At 67.2% G+C, this 17678-nt stretch carries 19 protein-coding genes; 11 read left to right on the top strand and 8 right to left on the bottom strand.

The window, feature by feature from the left end; all coding sequences use genetic code 11:
• Window positions 1-59 precede the first annotated feature (59 nt).
• The 6 genes from AAHH99_RS21865 to ribD are packed head-to-tail and all read left to right on the top strand — an operon-like array spanning window position 60 to window position 6431.
• Window positions 60-1868, top strand: coding sequence for a DUF2207 domain-containing protein (locus AAHH99_RS21865; RefSeq protein ID WP_418770570.1), 1809 nt, complete (start codon window positions 60-62; stop codon window positions 1866-1868).
• Entirely contained in the window at window positions 1862-2398 is a 537-nt protein-coding gene (locus tag AAHH99_RS21860) for a LemA family protein (RefSeq protein ID WP_418770569.1), read from the top strand. The genes AAHH99_RS21865 and AAHH99_RS21860 overlap by 7 nt, the downstream gene beginning before the upstream one ends.
• Window positions 2399-2440: 42 nt before the next feature.
• Window positions 2441-3370, top strand: a complete 930-nt coding sequence (gene fmt / locus AAHH99_RS21855) for a methionyl-tRNA formyltransferase (protein WP_418770568.1) — start codon at window positions 2441-2443, stop codon at window positions 3368-3370.
• Between the two features lie 10 nt (window positions 3371-3380).
• Window positions 3381-4751, top strand: a complete 1371-nt coding sequence (locus tag AAHH99_RS21850) for an RsmB/NOP family class I SAM-dependent RNA methyltransferase (protein WP_418770737.1) — start codon at window positions 3381-3383, stop codon at window positions 4749-4751.
• A gap of 4 nt (window positions 4752-4755) precedes the next feature.
• Window positions 4756-5433 (top strand): ribulose-phosphate 3-epimerase, encoded by a 678-nt coding sequence (gene rpe, locus AAHH99_RS21845; protein WP_418770567.1) that lies wholly within the window; start codon window positions 4756-4758, stop codon window positions 5431-5433.
• On the top strand, window positions 5430-6431 hold the full coding sequence (ribD, locus tag AAHH99_RS21840) for a bifunctional diaminohydroxyphosphoribosylaminopyrimidine deaminase/5-amino-6-(5-phosphoribosylamino)uracil reductase RibD (protein WP_418770566.1): 1002 nt from the start codon (window positions 5430-5432) through the stop codon (window positions 6429-6431). The genes rpe and ribD overlap by 4 nt, the downstream gene beginning before the upstream one ends.
• Here ribD and AAHH99_RS21835 read toward each other — a convergent pair.
• The 3 genes from AAHH99_RS21835 to AAHH99_RS21825 are packed head-to-tail and all read right to left on the bottom strand — an operon-like array spanning window position 6418 to window position 9111.
• Window positions 6418-7455: an ATP-binding cassette domain-containing protein gene (locus tag AAHH99_RS21835; RefSeq protein ID WP_418770565.1), complete on the bottom strand. Its 1038-nt coding sequence runs from the start codon at window positions 7453-7455 to the stop codon at window positions 6418-6420. The two genes, ribD and AAHH99_RS21835, sit on opposite strands and share 14 nt — an antisense overlap.
• A gap of 4 nt (window positions 7456-7459) precedes the next feature.
• Window positions 7460-8509 carry an ABC transporter permease gene (locus tag AAHH99_RS21830; protein WP_418770564.1) on the bottom strand — a complete coding sequence of 350 codons (1050 nt, stop codon included), beginning with the start codon at window positions 8507-8509 and terminating at the stop codon, window positions 7460-7462.
• A 47-nt stretch (window positions 8510-8556) separates the two neighbouring features.
• Window positions 8557-9111 (bottom strand): type 1 glutamine amidotransferase domain-containing protein, encoded by a 555-nt coding sequence (locus tag AAHH99_RS21825; protein ID WP_418770563.1) that lies wholly within the window; start codon window positions 9109-9111, stop codon window positions 8557-8559.
• Window positions 9112-9285: 174 nt separating this feature from the next.
• Here AAHH99_RS21825 and AAHH99_RS21820 point away from each other — a divergent pair, with 174 nt between their 5' ends.
• Window positions 9286-9456 carry a hypothetical protein gene (locus AAHH99_RS21820; RefSeq protein WP_418770562.1) on the top strand — a complete coding sequence of 57 codons (171 nt, stop codon included), beginning with the start codon at window positions 9286-9288 and terminating at the stop codon, window positions 9454-9456.
• On the opposite strand, the gene AAHH99_RS21815 is transcribed toward AAHH99_RS21820, so the two are convergent.
• Both AAHH99_RS21815 and AAHH99_RS21810 read right to left on the bottom strand, forming a co-directional pair.
• Window positions 9453-11036 (bottom strand): MFS transporter, encoded by a 1584-nt coding sequence (locus tag AAHH99_RS21815; RefSeq protein WP_418770561.1) that lies wholly within the window; start codon window positions 11034-11036, stop codon window positions 9453-9455. The two genes, AAHH99_RS21820 and AAHH99_RS21815, sit on opposite strands and share 4 nt — an antisense overlap.
• The gene (locus tag AAHH99_RS21810; protein ID WP_418770560.1) at window positions 11036-11740 is read right to left on the bottom strand and encodes an LppX_LprAFG lipoprotein; all 705 of its coding nucleotides are present in this window, start codon (window positions 11738-11740) and stop codon (window positions 11036-11038) included. Before AAHH99_RS21810 ends, AAHH99_RS21815 begins: the two co-directional genes overlap by 1 nt.
• 103 nt (window positions 11741-11843) lie before the next feature.
• Between AAHH99_RS21810 and AAHH99_RS21805 the strand changes: the two genes are divergently transcribed.
• Window positions 11844-12443, top strand: coding sequence for a riboflavin synthase (locus tag AAHH99_RS21805; protein ID WP_418770559.1), 600 nt, complete (start codon window positions 11844-11846; stop codon window positions 12441-12443).
• 34 nt (window positions 12444-12477) lie between these two features.
• Here the strand turns inward: AAHH99_RS21805 and AAHH99_RS21800 are convergent, their stop codons facing one another.
• Complete coding sequence (locus tag AAHH99_RS21800; RefSeq protein ID WP_418770558.1) at window positions 12478-12804, bottom strand: hypothetical protein; 327 nt, start codon at window positions 12802-12804, stop codon at window positions 12478-12480.
• 180 nt (window positions 12805-12984) lie between these two features.
• Between AAHH99_RS21800 and AAHH99_RS21795 the strand changes: the two genes are divergently transcribed.
• Genes AAHH99_RS21795 through AAHH99_RS21785 form a run of 3 tightly spaced genes read left to right on the top strand, consistent with a single transcriptional unit; the run spans window position 12985 to window position 15226 of the window.
• Window positions 12985-14304 carry a bifunctional 3,4-dihydroxy-2-butanone-4-phosphate synthase/GTP cyclohydrolase II gene (locus AAHH99_RS21795; RefSeq protein ID WP_064395633.1) on the top strand — a complete coding sequence of 440 codons (1320 nt, stop codon included), beginning with the start codon at window positions 12985-12987 and terminating at the stop codon, window positions 14302-14304.
• Window positions 14301-14780 (top strand): 6,7-dimethyl-8-ribityllumazine synthase, encoded by a 480-nt coding sequence (gene ribH / locus AAHH99_RS21790; protein WP_418770557.1) that lies wholly within the window; start codon window positions 14301-14303, stop codon window positions 14778-14780. Before AAHH99_RS21795 ends, ribH begins: the two co-directional genes overlap by 4 nt.
• The gene (locus tag AAHH99_RS21785; protein WP_418770556.1) at window positions 14777-15226 is read left to right on the top strand and encodes a PH domain-containing protein; all 450 of its coding nucleotides are present in this window, start codon (window positions 14777-14779) and stop codon (window positions 15224-15226) included. The genes ribH and AAHH99_RS21785 overlap by 4 nt, the downstream gene beginning before the upstream one ends.
• On the opposite strand, the gene AAHH99_RS21780 is transcribed toward AAHH99_RS21785, so the two are convergent.
• A complete protein-coding gene (locus AAHH99_RS21780) occupies window positions 15213-15680 on the bottom strand; it encodes a GNAT family N-acetyltransferase (protein ID WP_418770555.1) in 468 nt (155 codons plus the stop codon). The genes AAHH99_RS21785 and AAHH99_RS21780 overlap by 14 nt on opposite strands.
• The gene (locus AAHH99_RS21775) at window positions 15677-17641 is read right to left on the bottom strand and encodes a gamma-glutamyltransferase family protein (RefSeq protein ID WP_418770554.1); all 1965 of its coding nucleotides are present in this window, start codon (window positions 17639-17641) and stop codon (window positions 15677-15679) included. Before AAHH99_RS21775 ends, AAHH99_RS21780 begins: the two co-directional genes overlap by 4 nt.
• Window positions 17642-17678 lie beyond the last annotated feature (37 nt).

Raw genomic sequence — 17678 nt, 5'->3', positions numbered from 1 at the left:
CGGCCCGCTGCACTTAGGGTGAACCGAAAACCTGGCATCGCACGCAACAGGAGGACCGCATGCGCCGGCTGTTCGCGTGGTCGATCACGTTGCTGGTTCTGGCATTTGCGGTGCTCTGGCCGGTGGTGTTCAGCGGTGGTGGTTCGGAGGCCGCACCCGCCGACGACCCCGTTGTCATCACGGACTACGACGTGGACCTCGTCGTCGACGAGGACGGACGGCTCGACGCCGTCGAGACCATCACGGCGGATTTTCCCAGTGGCAGGCACGGCATCTTCCGGTACTGGGATGTGACCAACCCCAACAGTCCTCACGTGCGCCAAGTGCCGGAAATCGACTCCATCCTTCTCGACGGCGACCCAGCGCCCTACGAGCTGCTGTGGGAAGACGGTGAGCGGTTCCGGGTCGCGAAGATCGGCGATCCCGACAGCTACCTGAGCTACGGCGAGCACGTATACGAAATCCGCTACTCCATCGATGGTGTCCTCGATCCCGGAACCACCGGCGCGGACCGGAGATTCGCCACATCGTCGGGTGAACCCGGTGCAACCGGGTCGGTGTTCTTCTGGAATGTGATCGCGCCGGCCTGGAACAACCGGATCCAGCGCGCCGACATCTCGATCGGGCTGCCCGGAGACGTTCCCCGCGTGCAGTGTTCGGTCGGATACGGCGTCGGCGGGCAGTGCCTGGGCCTGACGACGGCGGGGAACCGGGTGGAATTCTCGGCGCGAAACCTCCCGCCGCGCACGCCGGTGACGGTACGGGCAAGTGTGGACGTGCCGACGCCGCCGCGGACCGAGCTGCCCTGGACCTATGAATGGGATCGCGTACTGGGCCAGTCGCTGGCCGGAGCGCTGTGGGTGGCGGCGCTGACCGTGGCGGCCGGCTTGGCCGGTCTGCTGTGGTACCGCACCACGGTCGAACCGTCGCCGGGTTTCCCACTGCAGTACGCGCCACCGGAGGGGCTCGGCCCCGTGCAGACGGAGTACATCCGGACCGAGGCAGTCCCCAAACAAGCCCTGACCGCGACGCTGTTCTACCTCGCCGAGCGGGGCTTGGTCGAACTGCGCCAGGTCAGCGAGAAGCATTGGCGGATCCGCGGCATCGCCGAGCACAGCGCATGGGTCGACGTGGACCCGGTCAGTGTGACCGTCGGGTCGGTGCTGAAGGTTTTGCATCCGGGCGGCGAGTTCGAAGCGAAGAAGACCGTCAAGTCGGGGCAGAAGCTCAACAAGGCCAAGACCGATCTGGCCAAGGCCGTCCAGAACTGGGCCTTCGACAACAAGCTTCTCGTCAAACGACGCAACGAACTCTGGCTTCGCACCGCGAACGCGATCGCTTTCGTGCTCATGCTGTGCGCCGTCTTCCGCTGGCTCTTTCCGACCACGATGTGGGCGGTGCCGTTCGCGGCGTTCTTCTTGCTGTCCATCGGTTCGTGGGCCGCGGGCGTGGGGACCAGGCGCACCGAGGCCGGCCGCGAACTCTGGTCGCGTGCAGGTGGTTTCCACCGCATGTTGACAACCGATTCGGCCGAGGCGCGTTTCGACTTCGGGGCGCGTAAAGACCTCTACTCGGCATATGTTCCGTTCGCCGTCGCTGCGGGCGCCGCGGCACTGTGGGCCAAGAAGTACGAGACGACGATGGGAACTGCTGCGCCACAGCCGGATTGGTACAACTCGACCACATACGGCGGTATGGGATTGGTCGGCGGCTCCGGCGGATCGAACTTCGACAGCTTTGAGTCCGCGTTGTCGTCGTCGATCGGCGCGTACACCGCCTCACAGTCGTCCAGCGGGGGCGGCGGGTCCAGCGGCGGCGGTGGTGGCGGCGGTGGCGGCGGCGGAGGGGGAGGAGGCGGCTCATGGTGACGCTGCTACTGACGATCGCACTGGTGCTGGCGGTGCTGGCGTTCATCGTCTTCGTCGTCGGATACAACAAACTGCGCTCGGCCGACGTACGCGTCGCCGAGGCGCTGAGCGGTATCGACGTCGAGCTCACGCGTCGCGCGTCGCTGATCCCAAGCCTTGTGCACACCGTGCAGACCTTCGCCGCGCACGAGAAGGGCATCCTCGACCACGTCACCAATGCGCGTGCCGCGCTGACCTCGGCCACCACCGGCAGGTCGGTGGCCCAACGAAGCGCCGCCGAAAAGCAACTCGACACCGCGCTGGCCCCGCTGTTGGCGCTCGGCCAGGACTACCCGCAGCTGAACTCGTCGAACAACTTTCTCAATCTGCAGGAGAACCTCACCGACAGCGAGAACAAACTCGCGTTCGCGCGCCAGTATTACAACGACTCGGTCGCGACACTGAACCGGTTGATCACCACGATCCCGTGGATGTTCGTCGCACCGATGACCGGCGTGTCCGAACGCGAGTACTACCAGACCCCGCGCTGAGCACCCGGATGTCGTCACCGCCGCCGTCTCTAGACTGACGCGGTGCGCATCGTCTTCGCCGGCACCCCGGAACCCGCCCTGCCTGCGCTGCGCCGTCTCATCGAATCGCCACGTCACGACGTCATCGCTGTGCTGACCCGCCCCGATGCCGCATCGGGTCGGCGCGGCAAACCATCACCGTCGCCGGTCGCGCGGGTGGCGCTCGAGCACGACATCGCGTTGCTGCGGCCGTCGAAGCCGAACTCCGACGAGTTCATCGCCGAACTGACCGAACTCGCACCGGAATGCTGCGCGGTGGTCGCCTACGGCGCACTGCTCAGCGAGCGGCTGCTCGCCGTGCCCGAACACGGCTGGGTGAACCTGCACTTCTCGGTGCTGCCCACGTGGCGTGGAGCCGCGCCGGTGCAGGCGGCGATCGCAGCAGGGGACAGCGTGACCGGCGCGACCACGTTCCTCATCGAACCGGCCCTCGACTCCGGTCCCGTCTACGGCGTCGTCACCGAAACCATCCGGTCGACGGACACGGCCGGTGATCTCCTTGAGCGACTGTCGATTTCAGGTGCGGAGCTGCTCGATCGCACGCTCGACGGAATCGCCGACGGCACGCTGACGGCGGTACCGCAGCCGCCGGAGGGGGTGACGATCGCCCCCAAGATCACCGTCGACGAGGCACGCGTGCGGTGGGATCTGCCCGCCCATGTCGTCGAGCGGCGGATCCGCGCCGTCACACCGAGTCCCGGCGCCTGGACGATGATCGGTGACCTTCGCGTCAAAGTCGGTCCCGTCACCATCGACGAGGCCTCGCAGCCTCTGGCGCCAGGCGCGATCCGCGTCAGTCGCGACGGTGTGCGCATCGGCACCGCGTCGCACCCTGCGCTGCTTGGGCAGGTTCAGCCACCGGGCAAGAAGCTCATGAACGCGGCCGACTGGGCCCGCGGCGCCCGCCTCGATGATTCGGCACGAGCCGAATGACAGCCGAATGATCAAGCCCCGCAGCAACCGTCCGCAACGGCGCAAGCCTCTGGACCCGCCTCGCCGGGTCGCGTTCGACGTGTTGCGCGCCGTCTCGGAGAAGGACGCCTACGCCAACCTCGCGCTGCCGGCGTTATTGCGGGAACGTGGCATCAGCGGCCGTGACGCGGCGTTCGCCACCGAACTCGCGTACGGCGCCTGCCGGACCAAAGGGCTGCTGGACGCTGTCATCAGTCACGTCGCGGGCCGCCCCACCGACAGGATCGACCCCGTCCTGCTGGACCTGCTGCGGCTGGGCGCCTACCAGCTGCTGCGCACGCGGGTCGAACAACACGCCGCGGTGTCCACCACCGTGGAACAGGCCGGCATCGAGTTCGATTCGGCCCGTGCGGGTTTCGTCAACGGCGTGTTGCGCAAGATCGCCTCGCGCGACGAACAGTCCTGGGTCGCGGAACTGGCCCCCGACGCGACGACCGACCCCATCGGTCATTCGGCGTTCGTGCATGCGCACCCCCGGTGGGTCGCGCAGACCTTCGCCGATGCGCTGGGCGCCGACGCCGGTGAACTCGACGCGCTGCTCGCCGCCGACGACGCTCGGCCCGCCGTGCACCTCGCCGTGCGCCCGGGAGCGCTGACCGCGCATGAGCTGGCCACGCAGGTCGACGGCACGGTCGGCCGATATTCGCCGTACGCGGTGTACCTCACCGGCGGTGACCCGGGGCGGTTGCAGGCGGTGCGTGACGGCAATGCGCTGGTACAGGACGAGGGCAGCCAACTCGTCGCGCAGGCGCTGACCCTGGCCGAAATCGACGGCACCGACGGCGGACGTTGGCTTGACCTGTGCTCGGGCCCCGGCGGGAAGACGGCCATGCTGGCCGCGTTGGCGCCCGACGGCGCCCGGGTCACCGCGGTGGAGCCCGCACCCGCGCGCGCCGAGCTCGTCGAACAGAACACCGGCGGCCTGCCCGTGGACGTGCTGCGCGTCGACGGTCGCGAGCCCGGCGTGGAACCCGGCTTCGACCGGGTGCTCGTAGACGCCCCCTGCACCGGCCTCGGCGCGCTGCGGCGCAGGCCCGAGGCACGGTGGCGACGCAAGCCAGGTGACGTGCCGCCGTTGACGAAGCTGCAACGTGAACTCCTGGCGTCGGCGATCCGGCTGACGCGGCCGGGAGGGGTGGTCCTCTACGCCACCTGTTCGCCGCACCTGGCCGAGACCGTGGGCGTCGTCTCCGACGCGCTGCGCCGACACCCCGTGACGGCGCTGGACACCCGGCCGCTGTTCGCGCCCGCGGACAATCTCGGCGATGGGCCGCACGTGCAGTTGTGGCCGCACCGCCACGGCACCGATGCGATGTTCGCCGCCGCGCTCAAAGTAGGGTAGGCCCATGGCAGGACCCCTAATCGCGCCGTCGATCCTGGCCGCCGACTTCGCCAGGCTCGCCGACGAAGCCGAGGCCGTGCGCGGTGCGGACTGGCTGCACGTCGATGTGATGGACAACCATTTCGTTCCGAACCTGACCATCGGTCAGCCCGTCGTCGAGTCGCTGCTGAAGGTGACCGACATTCCGATGGACTGCCACCTGATGATCGAGAACCCCGAACGCTGGGCGCCGCCGTACGCGGAAGCGGGCGCCTACAACGTCACGTTCCACGCGGAAGCCACCGACAACCCGGTCGGCGTCGCCCGAGACATCCGCGCCGCGGGCGCCAAGGCGGGGCTCTCGGTCAAGCCGGGCACCCCGCTGGAGCCGTACCTGGAGATCCTGCCGGAGTTCGACACGCTGCTGATCATGTCGGTGGAGCCGGGATTCGGCGGCCAGAAGTTCATTCCGGAAGTGCTGGTGAAAGTCGGCACGGCGCGGCGCCTCGTGGACGCCGGCGAGTTGACGATCGTCGTCGAGATCGACGGCGGCATCAACGCCGACACCATCGAGCAGGCGGCCGAGGCGGGGGTGGACTGCTTCGTCGCGGGCTCGGCCGTCTACAGCGCAGAGAACCCCGCGGCGGCGGTGGAGTCGTTGCGCAGGCAGGCCGCCGCCGCCTCCAAGCACCTGCGGGCATGAATCTGGAGGCCGCGATGCGGCTGGCGGTCCAACAGGCCGAGAAGGTCAAGGGCTCAACCTATCCCAATCCGCCGGTCGGAGCGGTAATCCTGGACAGCGACGGCGAGGTGGCCGGTGTGGGGGCCACGGAGCCTCCCGGCGGGCCGCACGCCGAGGTGGTGGCCTTGCGTAGGGCGGGAGAGCGCGCCGCGGGAGGCACCGCCGTCGTGGCGCTCGAACCGTGCAATCACTACGGCCGCACCCCGCCCTGCGTGGATGCGCTTGTCGCTGCCGGTGTCTCGGCGGTCGCGTATGCGGTCGCCGACCCGAACCCGATCGCTGCGGGTGGGGCGGCGCGGCTCGCCGAGGAGGGGGTGGCCGTGACCGGGGGCGTGCTCGGCGACACGGTGGCGGGCGGCCCGCTGCGCGAGTGGTTGCACAAGCAGCGCACCGGATCACCGCATGTGACATGGAAATTCGCGACCAGCGTGGACGGTCGCAGCGCGGCGGCCGACGGTAGCAGCCAGTGGATCACCAGCGAAGCCGCCCGTGCGGATGTGCACCGCAGGCGCGCCGTCGCCGATGCGATCGTGGTCGGTACCGGCACTGTCTTCGTCGACGATCCTGCGCTGACGGCGCGACTCCCCAATGGCACTCTCGCCGACCGTCAACCGCTGCGCGTCGTCGTCGGAGAGCGCGAAATCTCGCAAGAGGCAAGGGTTCTCAACGACGACTCCCGCACGATGGTGATCCGCACCCGCGATCCCCACGAAGTGATCAAGGCGCTGTCCGATCGCACCGATGTGCTGCTCGAGGGTGGTCCAACGTTGGCGGGCGCGTTCTTGCGCGCCGGCGTCATCAATCGGATCCTGGCTTACGTCGCACCGATCCTTCTCGGTGGCCCGATTACCGCGGTCGACGATGTCGGTGTGCTGAGCATCGCGCACGCCCAGCGGTGGCGCTTCGACAAGATTGAACCCATCGGCCCCGACGTGCTGCTGAGCCTCATTCCGGGGTAGCCGGGCCCTCGGTGTCCGGCGGACCCTCGTCCAATTCGCCGCTCAGCGGACGGTGCTCGATGAGGTCGCGGACTCCGGCCATCCCCAACCGTTTCCGGAAAGCCTGCACCGTGTAGCCCACCACGGTCGCGTCGGTGCGCGCCCTGGCCGTCGCTGACCGGGGCAGATGGAACAGCGGCCCGATCTCGCCGAAGTAGTCGCCTTCGATCGCCAACTTCAGCAATTCCTCACCGCCGCCGGCCAGTTCGCGCATGATCTCGATCTCGCCGTCATCGACGATGTAGATCTGGTCACCCATGGTGCCCTGCTCGAACAGCACCTGACCGGCTTCCAGCTCTACGGTCTCCGGTGGGCGGTCGCCGGAGGCGAAGTTCGGCACCATCTCGACGACCCGATCGGCCAGCGGCAGGATCCGGCTGTCATGTGTCGCGACGACCACCATCCGGTTGTCGGAGGCAAGCTCGCGAATCAGCTTCAGCACCTCTTCGACCTGAATGAAATCCAGATGCGCCGTGGGCTCGTCGGCCAGGATCAGCGGGGGATCGAGCGCGATCGCCCGGGCCACCGCCACCCGCTGCTGCTGCCCGCCGCTGAGATCACCTGGCCGGTGGTCGAGACGGTCCTGCAGCCCTACCCGCGCCAGCAGCTGTTCCGCCCGCTTCCGGGAAGCCCGGCGCGACATGCCGTTTGCGCGCAGCGGCACCATCACGTTCTCGACCGCGGTGAGGCTGGGCACCAGGTTGAAGGCCTGGAACACGAATCCCACCGTCTCGCGCCGGTATGTCGCGAGCTCGTTGGCGCCGAGCGAGGTCACCTCGACGTCGCCGAATTTGATCGCACCCGAGGTGGGTTGGAGGATCCCACCGAGGCACGACAACAGCGTTGTCTTCCCGCATCCGCTCGGGCCCATCAGAATCACCAGTGAGCCGGCCGCGACGTCGAGGTTCAAGCCGTCGATCGGGCGCACGGCGTGCCCGCCGCTGGTGTACTCGACGATGAGATTCTGGATCGCCAGATCGCCCATGGGCTCACGGCCCCCCGAAGGCCAGTGCGGGATCGACTGACACGGCGCGACGTAACCCCGCCGCGCTGGCGATGAGGCCGATCACCACCGCGACCACCGGCAGCGCGACGAAGGCCTCTGTGGGCACGATCACCTGCATGGGGAACAGCGGTCCGAGCAGCAGCGACAGCCCGGCGCCGACCAACGCGGCCAGCAGCGCCACGATCACCGCCTGCAGGGCGAGCCCGGCCATCACCGAACGAGTAGGCACCCCAATCGCTTTGAAGACGGCGAAGTCTGGCAGCCGTTCCAGTGCGGACAGGTAGACGACCGAACCCACGATCAGCGCGGCCACGATCCACAGCAGGATCGCGACAATCGTGATGGAGTTGACGGCCACCTTCAACGGCCGCAGCAGGTCCTCGATCGCTCCGCCGCGGTCGACCGCCCGATAACCGTTCGGCACCTGCTCAAGTGAACCGCGGACACCGATGGAGGCGACCAGACGCTCACCGCCGTACACCAACTGCTGTGCACCCTCTGTGGTGAGAAACACATTCGGCAGGTTCGCCAATGCGGTCGAGTTCTCCACCAGGCCGACGATACGCAGCGTCTGAGAGGCGATCTCGACCTCATCGCCGACGCCACGACCCAATGTGGTGGACACCGCGACTTCGTCGGGGGTCGTGGGCGCACGCCCTTCGACGACGGCGGGCATGCCCGGTCCGCGTTCGGGCGCGCCGAAGATGTCGACGTTGCGTGTCGCCCCGTCGAGGGTGGCCGTGCCGCCGGCATAGGCCAGGGGGGCGGCGGCGTCGACGCCGGGAGCGGCAGCGATACGGCGCAATTCCACGGGCGCGAACGGTGTGGCCCCCACGAAGGGACCCGATGCGCCCGCCTTCACGATGAACTGGTCGACACCGAGGCTGTCGACGGTCCTTTCGGCCTCGGTCTGGAAACCGTTGGCCAGACCCGTGAGAACCAGCGTCATTCCGAAAATGATCGCGGTGGACAACACCGCGATGGCGAAACGTCGCCTTCGCCACTGCATGTCGCGCAGCGCGGCGATGAGCATGTAGGCGACGTTACCCCGGCTATGGTCTTTGGTGCGTGGGGTTTCGGCTACTTCGCGAAAGCGCTGACCAATGTGTTGCAGAAGGCCGGCAGGTCATCGGGCTTGCGGCTGGACACCAAAGTGTTTGGCCCACGCGAGCATTCGACGACCTCGTCATCCACCCAGTTGGCTCCGGCGTTGACCAGGTCGGTCTTCACGCTGGGCCACGACGTCATGGTGCGTCCCCGCACCACGTCCGCCTCGATGAGCGTCCACGGTCCGTGGCAGATGACCGCGACCGGTTTGCCGTCATCGAAGAAGCTCTTTGCGAACGCGACCGCGTCGGCGTTCATGCGCAGGTTATCCGGGTTGGCCACGCCGCCGGGCAGCACCAACGCGGCGTAGTCGGACGCCGACACCGAATCGGCGGACTTCTCAACTTCGAACGTGTCGGCGGGGGTCAGGTGGTTGAACGCCTGGATTTTGCCGACCTCCGTCGACACCAGTTCAGGGGTGCCCCCGGCCTGCTCGACGGCCTTCCATGGCTCCGTCAGCTCGACCTGCTCGACACCTTCGGTAGCAACCAGGAACGCAATCTTCTTGCCATTCAGTGAACTTGCCATGAGCTTTCTCCGTTGAGGTTAGGTGTGATGCCACGCATACCCCGCGCGTCGAGGAGTCAATCAGGGCGTTCACGTCGGTACACTCGTACCAGAGTGGGCCGTGTATGGCCCGCCGTAGTCGCGCTTTCACCGACGATTTGCGCGCTGGTGAGCACGAACAAAGGACGACGACCCATGACTGCACTGCAGGACTGGCTCAGCTATCGCCCGATGCACCCTCGAACCCTCAAGGCGTTGATCTGCGACACCTTCCGGGTTCAGCCTGCCCAGGCCGTCGCAAAGGAGGCCGCGCCGGTCACGCCGGCCGAGCCGCCGCTGCTGCGCCCCGGCCTCGAGCGCTGCTAGGCGCCATCGACGCGATCCGCGGCCGTTTCCCCGACCAATTCCGCCGGTTCGTCGGCGTGCTCCTGCTTGCCGCCGATGAGCAGGCCCAACAAAGCGCCGACGACGCAGACCACGACCGTGACGAGGAAGATGTCGCCGTACTGCAGCACGTAGGCCTCGCGATAGCGGGTCGCTTCGGCGGCCAGTCGTTCGGCAAGCGTGTTGGCCGGCGGGAATGGCAGGGTCTGAAGGTGCTGGTTGAGCCGGTACAGACCCCATGCGGTCAAACCGGCCAGGCCGATGAGCATGCCGATCATCCGGGCCACCACCACGGCCGCCGACGCGATGCCGTGCTGGGCGGCCGGCACCACACGTAGCGTCGCCGAGGTCAACGGCCCGATCACCAAGCCAAGGCCGAGGCCGGCGATCGCCAGGTCGGTGTCGAGCACGGGCAGGGCGATGAACCCGAGGTCGTGGTGAGTGGTCAGCACGTCGGTGCCCCACATCGAGATCAGGTAGTAGCCGCCTCCGGCGATCATCAGGCCGACGAAGGCCACCAGTCGGTCTCCGATGCGGGTCGCGACCCACCCGCCGATAACGGCGCCGATGGGTAGCGCGATCAGGAAGCGCAGCAGCAGAAGTACCGCGTCGGTCTGGTTCTTGCCGAGCACTCCCTGCCCGAACAGTTCCACGTTGACCAGCGTCACCATCAGCGCCGCGCCCGCGCAGAGGGACGCGCCCAGCGCGGCGAGGAACGGCCGGAAATGCACGCCGGCGGGTTCGATCAGGCGTGTGCGGGAGTACCTCTCCCAAACGAAGAAGGCCACGACGGCCACCAGTGCGGCCAAAAGCACCGGAAGCCCGTAACTCGGCAGGATCTTGCGGCCGTCCGGTGCCGGGTTATAGAGCCCGATCACCGCAAGGCCGAGCGCGACGGCCAGCAGGACTCCGCCGACGACGTCCACCCGTTCGGGGTTCTCGGGTTTGAGGCGCGAGGGCAGGCTGAAGTGGATCAGCACCATAGCGACGGCCGCCAATGGCAGGTTGATCCAGAAGACGTCGCGCCACGTGTTCAGCACCGCCACCACGGCGATGCCGTACAGCGGTCCCAGCACGCTGCCCAACTCCTGCGCGGCGCCGATCCCGCCGAGCACCGTGGCGCGGTTGCGGCTGGCCCACAGGTCGGCGGCCAGCGCCAGCGTGACCGGCAGAAGCGCGCCGCTGGCGACGCCCTGGATCGTGCGGCCGATCACCATGGGGACCAGGTCGTTCGACATCGCGGTGACGACGGATCCGACCGCGAAGCCGGCCAGGCTCACCTGAAGGATGAATTTGCGGCCGAACCGGTCCGAGGCCCGGCCCAACAGCGGCATCGCGGCGATGTAACCGAGTAGGTAGCAGGTGATGATCGGGGTCACCCGCTGGAGCTGATTTATTGGGATACCGAGATCGATGATGATGTCGGTGATGATCGCGACCACGACATAGGTGTCGAGGGCGCCGAGCAGCACCGCGAGGCCGCCGGCGCTGATTGCGATTCGCCGATTCGACCCCGTGGTCAGGGAGGTTTCGGTGCCCGTGGTTCGCGTTGGAATCGACATTAGGCGGCCGGCGGCTTGTTGACAGTCACTGGTTTGCCCCATTCCGACATCGTCATAGTGACGCTGCTATCAGAGTCGATCTGCAACTTGACCTGGGCCAATTTGTGGTCGCCGTCCTCGGCGATCCAGGCTGTTCCAGGGACAGAACCCGTCACTTCGAGTTGCGGCGCGATCTTGTTGACCGCATCGGCGCTGACATTACCGGTGACGCGGACGGTCTCTACGGAGTTGACCGTCTCACGGCCCTCGGCCTTCGAATCCGAGAAGTTGTCCAGCACGTTGCCCAAACCAGTCTCGGGATTGAGGATCAGCGAAGCGTCGTAGATATCGACGGCAGGGCCGAAGTTCGACAATGGGCCCCCGGGCGTCAGAGTGGCGTAGAGGTCGCCGTCGAAGACCACGAACTCCACGCCCTCAATACGCTGGCCCCCCATCAGCAGGTTGACCTTCCCTTGGGCGGTGAACGTGGGCGCGTTACTCAAGTCACCCTCGAGCTGCTCGATCGGCAACTTCTCGATCGTGCCCTGCACCTGCAGCTTCAGGTGCGCGCTGGTCTGCTTCTTGGTCGTTTCGCTGGACTGTTGCAGCAGGGTCGCGCCGTCGGGGAGGTCCTTCGTGGACTCCTCCGATGTGGAGGAGCAACCCGCCACAAGGGCGACGGCGGCAACGAGGGCGGCGAAGATCGTGAGGAGGCGCGTGGGCATGAGTGCATCGTAAAGGGTCCGAGCGCACCGACTCGGTGCGCGGGCGCTGCCAGGGCGAACAGGCCCACGCCGGAGGAGGCGGCGATCTCGCTAGTCTGGCGAGGTGTTCACCGGAATCGTCGAAGAGGTCGGCGAGGTCGTCGGCAAGGAAGATCTTGGCGATTTCGCGCGGCTCGCCATTCGCGGGCCCCTCGTGACATCGGACGCTCGCCACGGTGACTCGATCGCGGTGAACGGTGTCTGCCTCACCGTTGTCGAGGTGCGTCCGGGTGCGACGTTCACCACCGATGTGATCGGGGAGACGCTAAACCGCTCGAGCCTCGGCCGTCTCGCGGTGGGCGGCCGGGTCAACCTCGAGCGGGCGGCTGCGGTGAACAGCCGCCTAGGCGGTCACATCGTCCAGGGCCACGTCGACGGCACCGGTCACGTGATCGCGCGCACCCCGTCGGATCGCTGGGTCGTGGTGCGCATCGCGCTTCCGACCGCGCTGTCACGGTATGTGGTGGAGAAGGGCTCCATCACCGTCGACGGTGTCTCGCTGACGGTTTCCGGGCTCGGACACGACTGGTTCGAGGTGTCGCTGATTCCCACGACACTCGATCTCACGACGCTCGGCCGTGCCGAGGTCGGTACGCTGGTCAATCTCGAGGTGGACGTGATCGCCAAGTACGTCGAGCGGCTGCTCACTCCCCAAAGCGATTGACCGGCCGCCACTTTGGAGCAGCGGGCGTCACCGTCTAGTAGCCGAGTGGCCCGCGGAACTGCTGGATGATGGTGAAGAAGTCGCTGACATGGGTCGCGGTCGGAACGAAGTCGTTGAAGAACCGGTCGACCGCGCCCATCTGGTCGGGCGGGGCCACGTTCCGGGGCACGTACTGCTGCCACATTCCTTCGAGCACTCCCACTGCCGGGATCACGTCGGACGCGGTTGGGCCGGGTCCTGGAGGAGCGATGTCGCTCGGCTGGGCGGCCGCCGGCGGTGCGATGGCAAGAAGCAGACCGGAGGCGGCCACAGCGCACGCGGCGAAGAGCAGCCTCGGAGCGGTGAGACGTGACGCATTCATATGAGTCCCTTTGAGCGTGACCAGGAGAACGTAGCGTAGACATCCGGCGACTCGGCCGAGCAGCAATCCCGAAAATACACAGAGGTTCCACAATGTGCCGCCGACGCCGAAATTAGCAGTGAACGCCCAGCTCAGCGGCCTGGCAATAAGTTTTGAACCCTGGTAGTTCATACTGATGTGGTGACGAGGCTTGACACTGTTGAGCGCGCGGTGGCAGATATCGCCGCGGGCAAAGCCGTCGTCGTGATCGACGATGAGGATCGCGAGAACGAGGGCGATCTCATCTTCGCCGCCGAAAAGGCGACGCCGGAGCTTGTTGCGTTCATGGTTCGCTACACCTCGGGCTACCTCTGCGTCCCGCTGGACGGCGCGATCTGCGACAAGCTGGGTCTGCTGCCGATGTACGCGGTGAACCAGGACAAGCACGGCACCGCCTACACCGTCACGGTGGACGCGAAGAACGGTGTGGGAACGGGTATCTCGGCTGCCGACCGGGCGACGACGATGCGGTTGCTCGCGGATCCGTCAAGCATTGCAGACGATTTCACGAAACCGGGCCACGTAGTGCCGCTGCGGGCGAAGGACGGAGGCGTGCTGCGCCGCCCCGGCCACACCGAGGCCGCCGTCGACCTGGCCCGCCTCGCCGGGCTGCAGCCGGCTGGTGCGATCTGCGAGATCGTCAGCCAGAAAGACGAAGGCTCGATGGCGCAGACCGACGAGCTGCGCATCTTCGCCGACGAGCACGACCTCGCGCTGATCTCGATCGCCGACCTGATCGAGTGGCGGCGCAAGCACGAGAAGCACATCGAGCGCATCGCCGAGGCGCGGATCCCAACCCGCCACGGCGAATTCCGCGCCGTCGGCTACACCAGCATCTACGACGACGTCGAGCATGTCGCGTTGGTCAAGGGTGATATCGCGGGCCCGACCAGCGACGGCCACGACGTATTGGTGCGTGTGCACTCCGAATGCCTTACCGGTGACGTGTTCGGCTCTCGACGCTGTGACTGCGGACCCCAACTCGACGCGGCGATGGCGATGGTCGCCCGCGAAGGCCGTGGCATCGTGCTGTACATGCGCGGCCACGAAGGCCGCGGCATCGGGCTCATGCACAAGCTGCAGGCCTACCAACTGCAGGATGCTGGTGATGACACCGTCGACGCCAACCTCAAGCTCGGCCTGCCCGCCGACGCCCGCGACTACGGCATCGGAGCGCAGATCCTCGTCGACCTGGGCGTGCGGTCTATGCGGCTGCTCACCAACAACCCCGCCAAACGGGTCGGGCTCGACGGCTACGGGCTGCACATCATCGAACGCGTGCCGCTGCCCGTGCGGGCCAACAAGGAAAACATCCGTTACCTGATGACCAAGCGGGACCGGATGGGTCACGACCTGAGCGGTCTGGACGCCTATCACGAGGCCACCACCATGGCCGACTACGACGAGGGCGTATACCTGCTCGGTGACCGCCGCCCAACAGATCTCGGTGGAGCCCTGTGAGTGGTACAGGCGTACCCGATCTTCCAGACATCGACGGATCGGCGCTCAAGCTAGCCGTGGTGGCGAGCACCTGGCACGAGACCATCTGCGACGCACTGCTCGACGGGGCACTCAAAGTGGCAGCCGGCGCAGGGGTCGAGAACCCCACGGTGGTGCGGGTGCTGGGCGCCATCGAGATTCCCGTTGTGGCACAGGCGCTGGCGGCCAACCATGACGCGGTCGTGGCGCTGGGCGTGGTAATCCGCGGGGAGACACCGCATTTCGACTATGTGTGTGACGCGGTAACACAGGGTTTGACCCGGGTGTCGCTGGATGCGTCGACACCGGTGGCCAACGGCGTGCTGACGACCAACAGCGAGCAACAGGCTCTCGACCGGGCCGGGCTCCCGTCCTCGTCTGAGGACAAAGGCGCGCAGGCGGCGGCGGCCGCGTTGTCGACCGCGTTGACGTTGCGCGACATTCGTTCGCGCTCATGACCGACTGGGATGTCGAGATACGCCCGCATCTGGCACCGTATTTCGCTTATGGTGCCGCAGCGCTGATCCTTGCCGCGCATGTGATGGTCGGCGCATTGTTGAAGATCAGCTCGACAGGGGTGATCTTTCGGACCGCCGACCAGGTGGCGATCGCGCTCCTCGGTGTCGTCATCGCCGGGGTGGTCTTGATGTTCGCCCGGCCCCGGCTTCGAGTCGGCGCTGCCGGTGTGAGTGTGCGGAACCTCGTCAACGACAAGATGATTCCGTGGTCCGATGTGGTCGGCATCTCCTTCCCGAGGGGCGCGCGGTGGGCGCGCGTGGATCTGCCCGACGACGAGTACATTCCGATCATGGCGATCCAGGCCGTCGACAAAGGGCGCGCCATCGACGCGATGGACCGCGTTCGCGACGTCTTCGAGCGCTACAAAGGCCTCAACTCACGCTGAGCGACATCGCGAGTTCGTCGCGCTCGGAGGTGGTTTGGTCGTCTGCGACGGTGAACCCGATGCTTTCGTACACCTGACGCGCCGCCGCGTTGTCGATCGCCACCCGTAAGCGCACCGTGTGCACGTTGCTGGTGCGCGCCCAGTCAAGAGCCGCGGCAACCAGTTGCCGCGCCAGGCCTCGACCCCGGGCCGCGGGTTCCAGCCACAGCGAGTACAGATACACGGTCTCGCCGTTCTCCTGCTGCGCCCCGATCATGCCGACCGGACGGTCACCGTCGAGCGCGACGAACTGCGCATGGTCGCGCAACCGCCGCCGCCACTGCGCTGCGGTGAAGGCCGCCTCGTCGCGATAGCTTGGATCTTTCTCACCCAGCGAGTCGGCCAGCGCCCTCAACCGGATGGCGGCGAATGTCTGCCAGTCGATTTCGCCGAGCCGGGCAACGCATTCGGTCATTGGGTGTCGCCCATGACCAACCCTTCCCGGCGTGGATCCGCTCCGCCGATGAGGCCTGTGCTGTCTCGGATGATCGCCGACAGGCCGCTCGACTGGTCGGATAGATCCACCTGATGGCCGAGTGCCCGCAACCCCTGCACAAGGGGGTCGTGGTCACCGTTATCGGAGGTGTCGATGATCGGATGCTCGCCGCCGACATTGGTCTTCGGGGTGTTCGCCGCGCCGAAGTCGACCATCGACACCGCCTGCTGCGGGTCGAGTCCCCAATCCAGGATTCCCACAATGGTTTTCGCCACGAACTGGATGATCACGGCACCGCCGGGCGAACCCAGGACCGCAAAGAGGTGTCCGTGCTCCCCGGCCCGGCCCTGTGCCTGGTCGAAGATCAGGGTCGGGGCCATCGTGCTGCGCGGGCGCTTACCGGGCTGGACCCGGTTCGCCACCGGCGCCCCGTCGGGGCCGGCCGGCTCGGCCGAGAAGTCTGTGAGCTGGTTGTTGAGGATGAACCCGTCGACCATGTGGAACGAGCCGAACGCTGACTCGACCGTGGTGGTCAACGACGCGGCGTTGCCCTGTGAGTCGACGATGCTGACCTGGCTGGTGCCGTGTTCGGGGGCGGGCGGTGGGGGGCTGGTCGGCGGGCCGAACTCGCCCGGTTTCGCGGTGCCCATGCTTTGCTGCTCGGAGATCAGCGCGGCCCGCCCGGCGAGGTAGTCACTGCCGAGCAGGGTGTCGGGTGAGCCGCCCGGCAGCGGCACGAAATCGGTGTCGGCGACGTACTTGTCGCGGTCGGCGTACGCGAGTCGTTCCGCCTCGGATATCAGGTGTACGCCCATGACCGACGGTCGGCCGCCGTTGAGATCGACGTCGCTGGGTTTGTGATCGGCCATGGGGAAGTGTTCGAGAATGCCGAGCGTCGCCAGCACGGCGATGCCTCCTGACGACGGCGGTGGCATTCCGCAGATCTCGCGTCCGCGGTATGGCCTGCACAGCGGTTCGCGTTCGCTGACCGTGTAGTTGGCGAGGTCTTCGACGGTCATCAGGCTTGGCGTCCGGCCCCCGGAGTCGTCGGCCGCAGCGGCGACGATGTCGCGGGCGATGGCGCCGGTGTAGAACTCCTGAGGGTCGGTGGCGATGATGCCCAACGTTTTCGAGTACGCCGGGTTGGTCAGCCGGGTGCCCTCCGTCTTGGGGGTGCCGTCGGCGTTGAGGAAGTACTCGGCGGCTTGGCGGTCGAGCTCGAGCTCGGGCGCCGCGTCATCGATCGCCGCGGCCAGCCTCGGGCTGATGTCGAAGCCGTCGTCGGCCATCCGGACTGCGGGAGCGAACAGATCGCGCCAGCCCGTCTTGCCGTGATCGGCGTGTACCTCGGTGAGCATCCGCACGATGCCGGGCACACCGATCGAGCGGCCCGAGGTCCTTGCGTCCGGTTTGGGCTCCGTCCGGTCGGTTTCGGAGACCCAGCGCAGATAGTTCTCCGTGGCCGCAGCGGGCGCGATTTCGCGACCGTCGTAGGCCTGGACCTCACCGGAGGCCGCGTCGAAGTAGAGCAGGAAGCCGCCGCCGCCGAGGCCGGACGCCTGCGGCTCGACGAGGCCGAGCACGGCCTGCGCGGTGACGAGCGCGTCCGCCGCGGTGCCGCCGTCGCGGAGCACCTCGCACGCTGCCTGGGTGGCCAGCGGATTGGCGGTGACCACCGAATAGCTGCTGGTTCGCACCGGCGTCATGTCGGTGCGGTAACCCGTGGCCACTTCGGGATTGGTGGAGATGTCGCGGGAGGTCGGCGGCGACCCGGGAGTGGGTGGGGCGGTGGTCTTGACCACCGGGGTGCCGTTCTCGACGATCGCGCACGGTCCCGCGGACTCCGATTCGGTGCTGCCGTCGTTCGTCGAGCAGCCGGCGAGCACCAGCATCAACCCGGTCAGCGGGGCCATCACCTTGGTCAGCGAGGAGATCCGCATCACCCGACGGTAGTGGATCGGGGCGGTCGGTACGCGG

It is taken from the genome of Mycobacterium neumannii, assembly GCF_048452905.1.
Taxonomy (GTDB): Bacteria; Actinomycetota; Actinomycetes; order Mycobacteriales; family Mycobacteriaceae; genus Mycobacterium; species Mycobacterium neumannii_B.
This window is presented reverse-complemented; position numbering and strand designations above follow the sequence as displayed.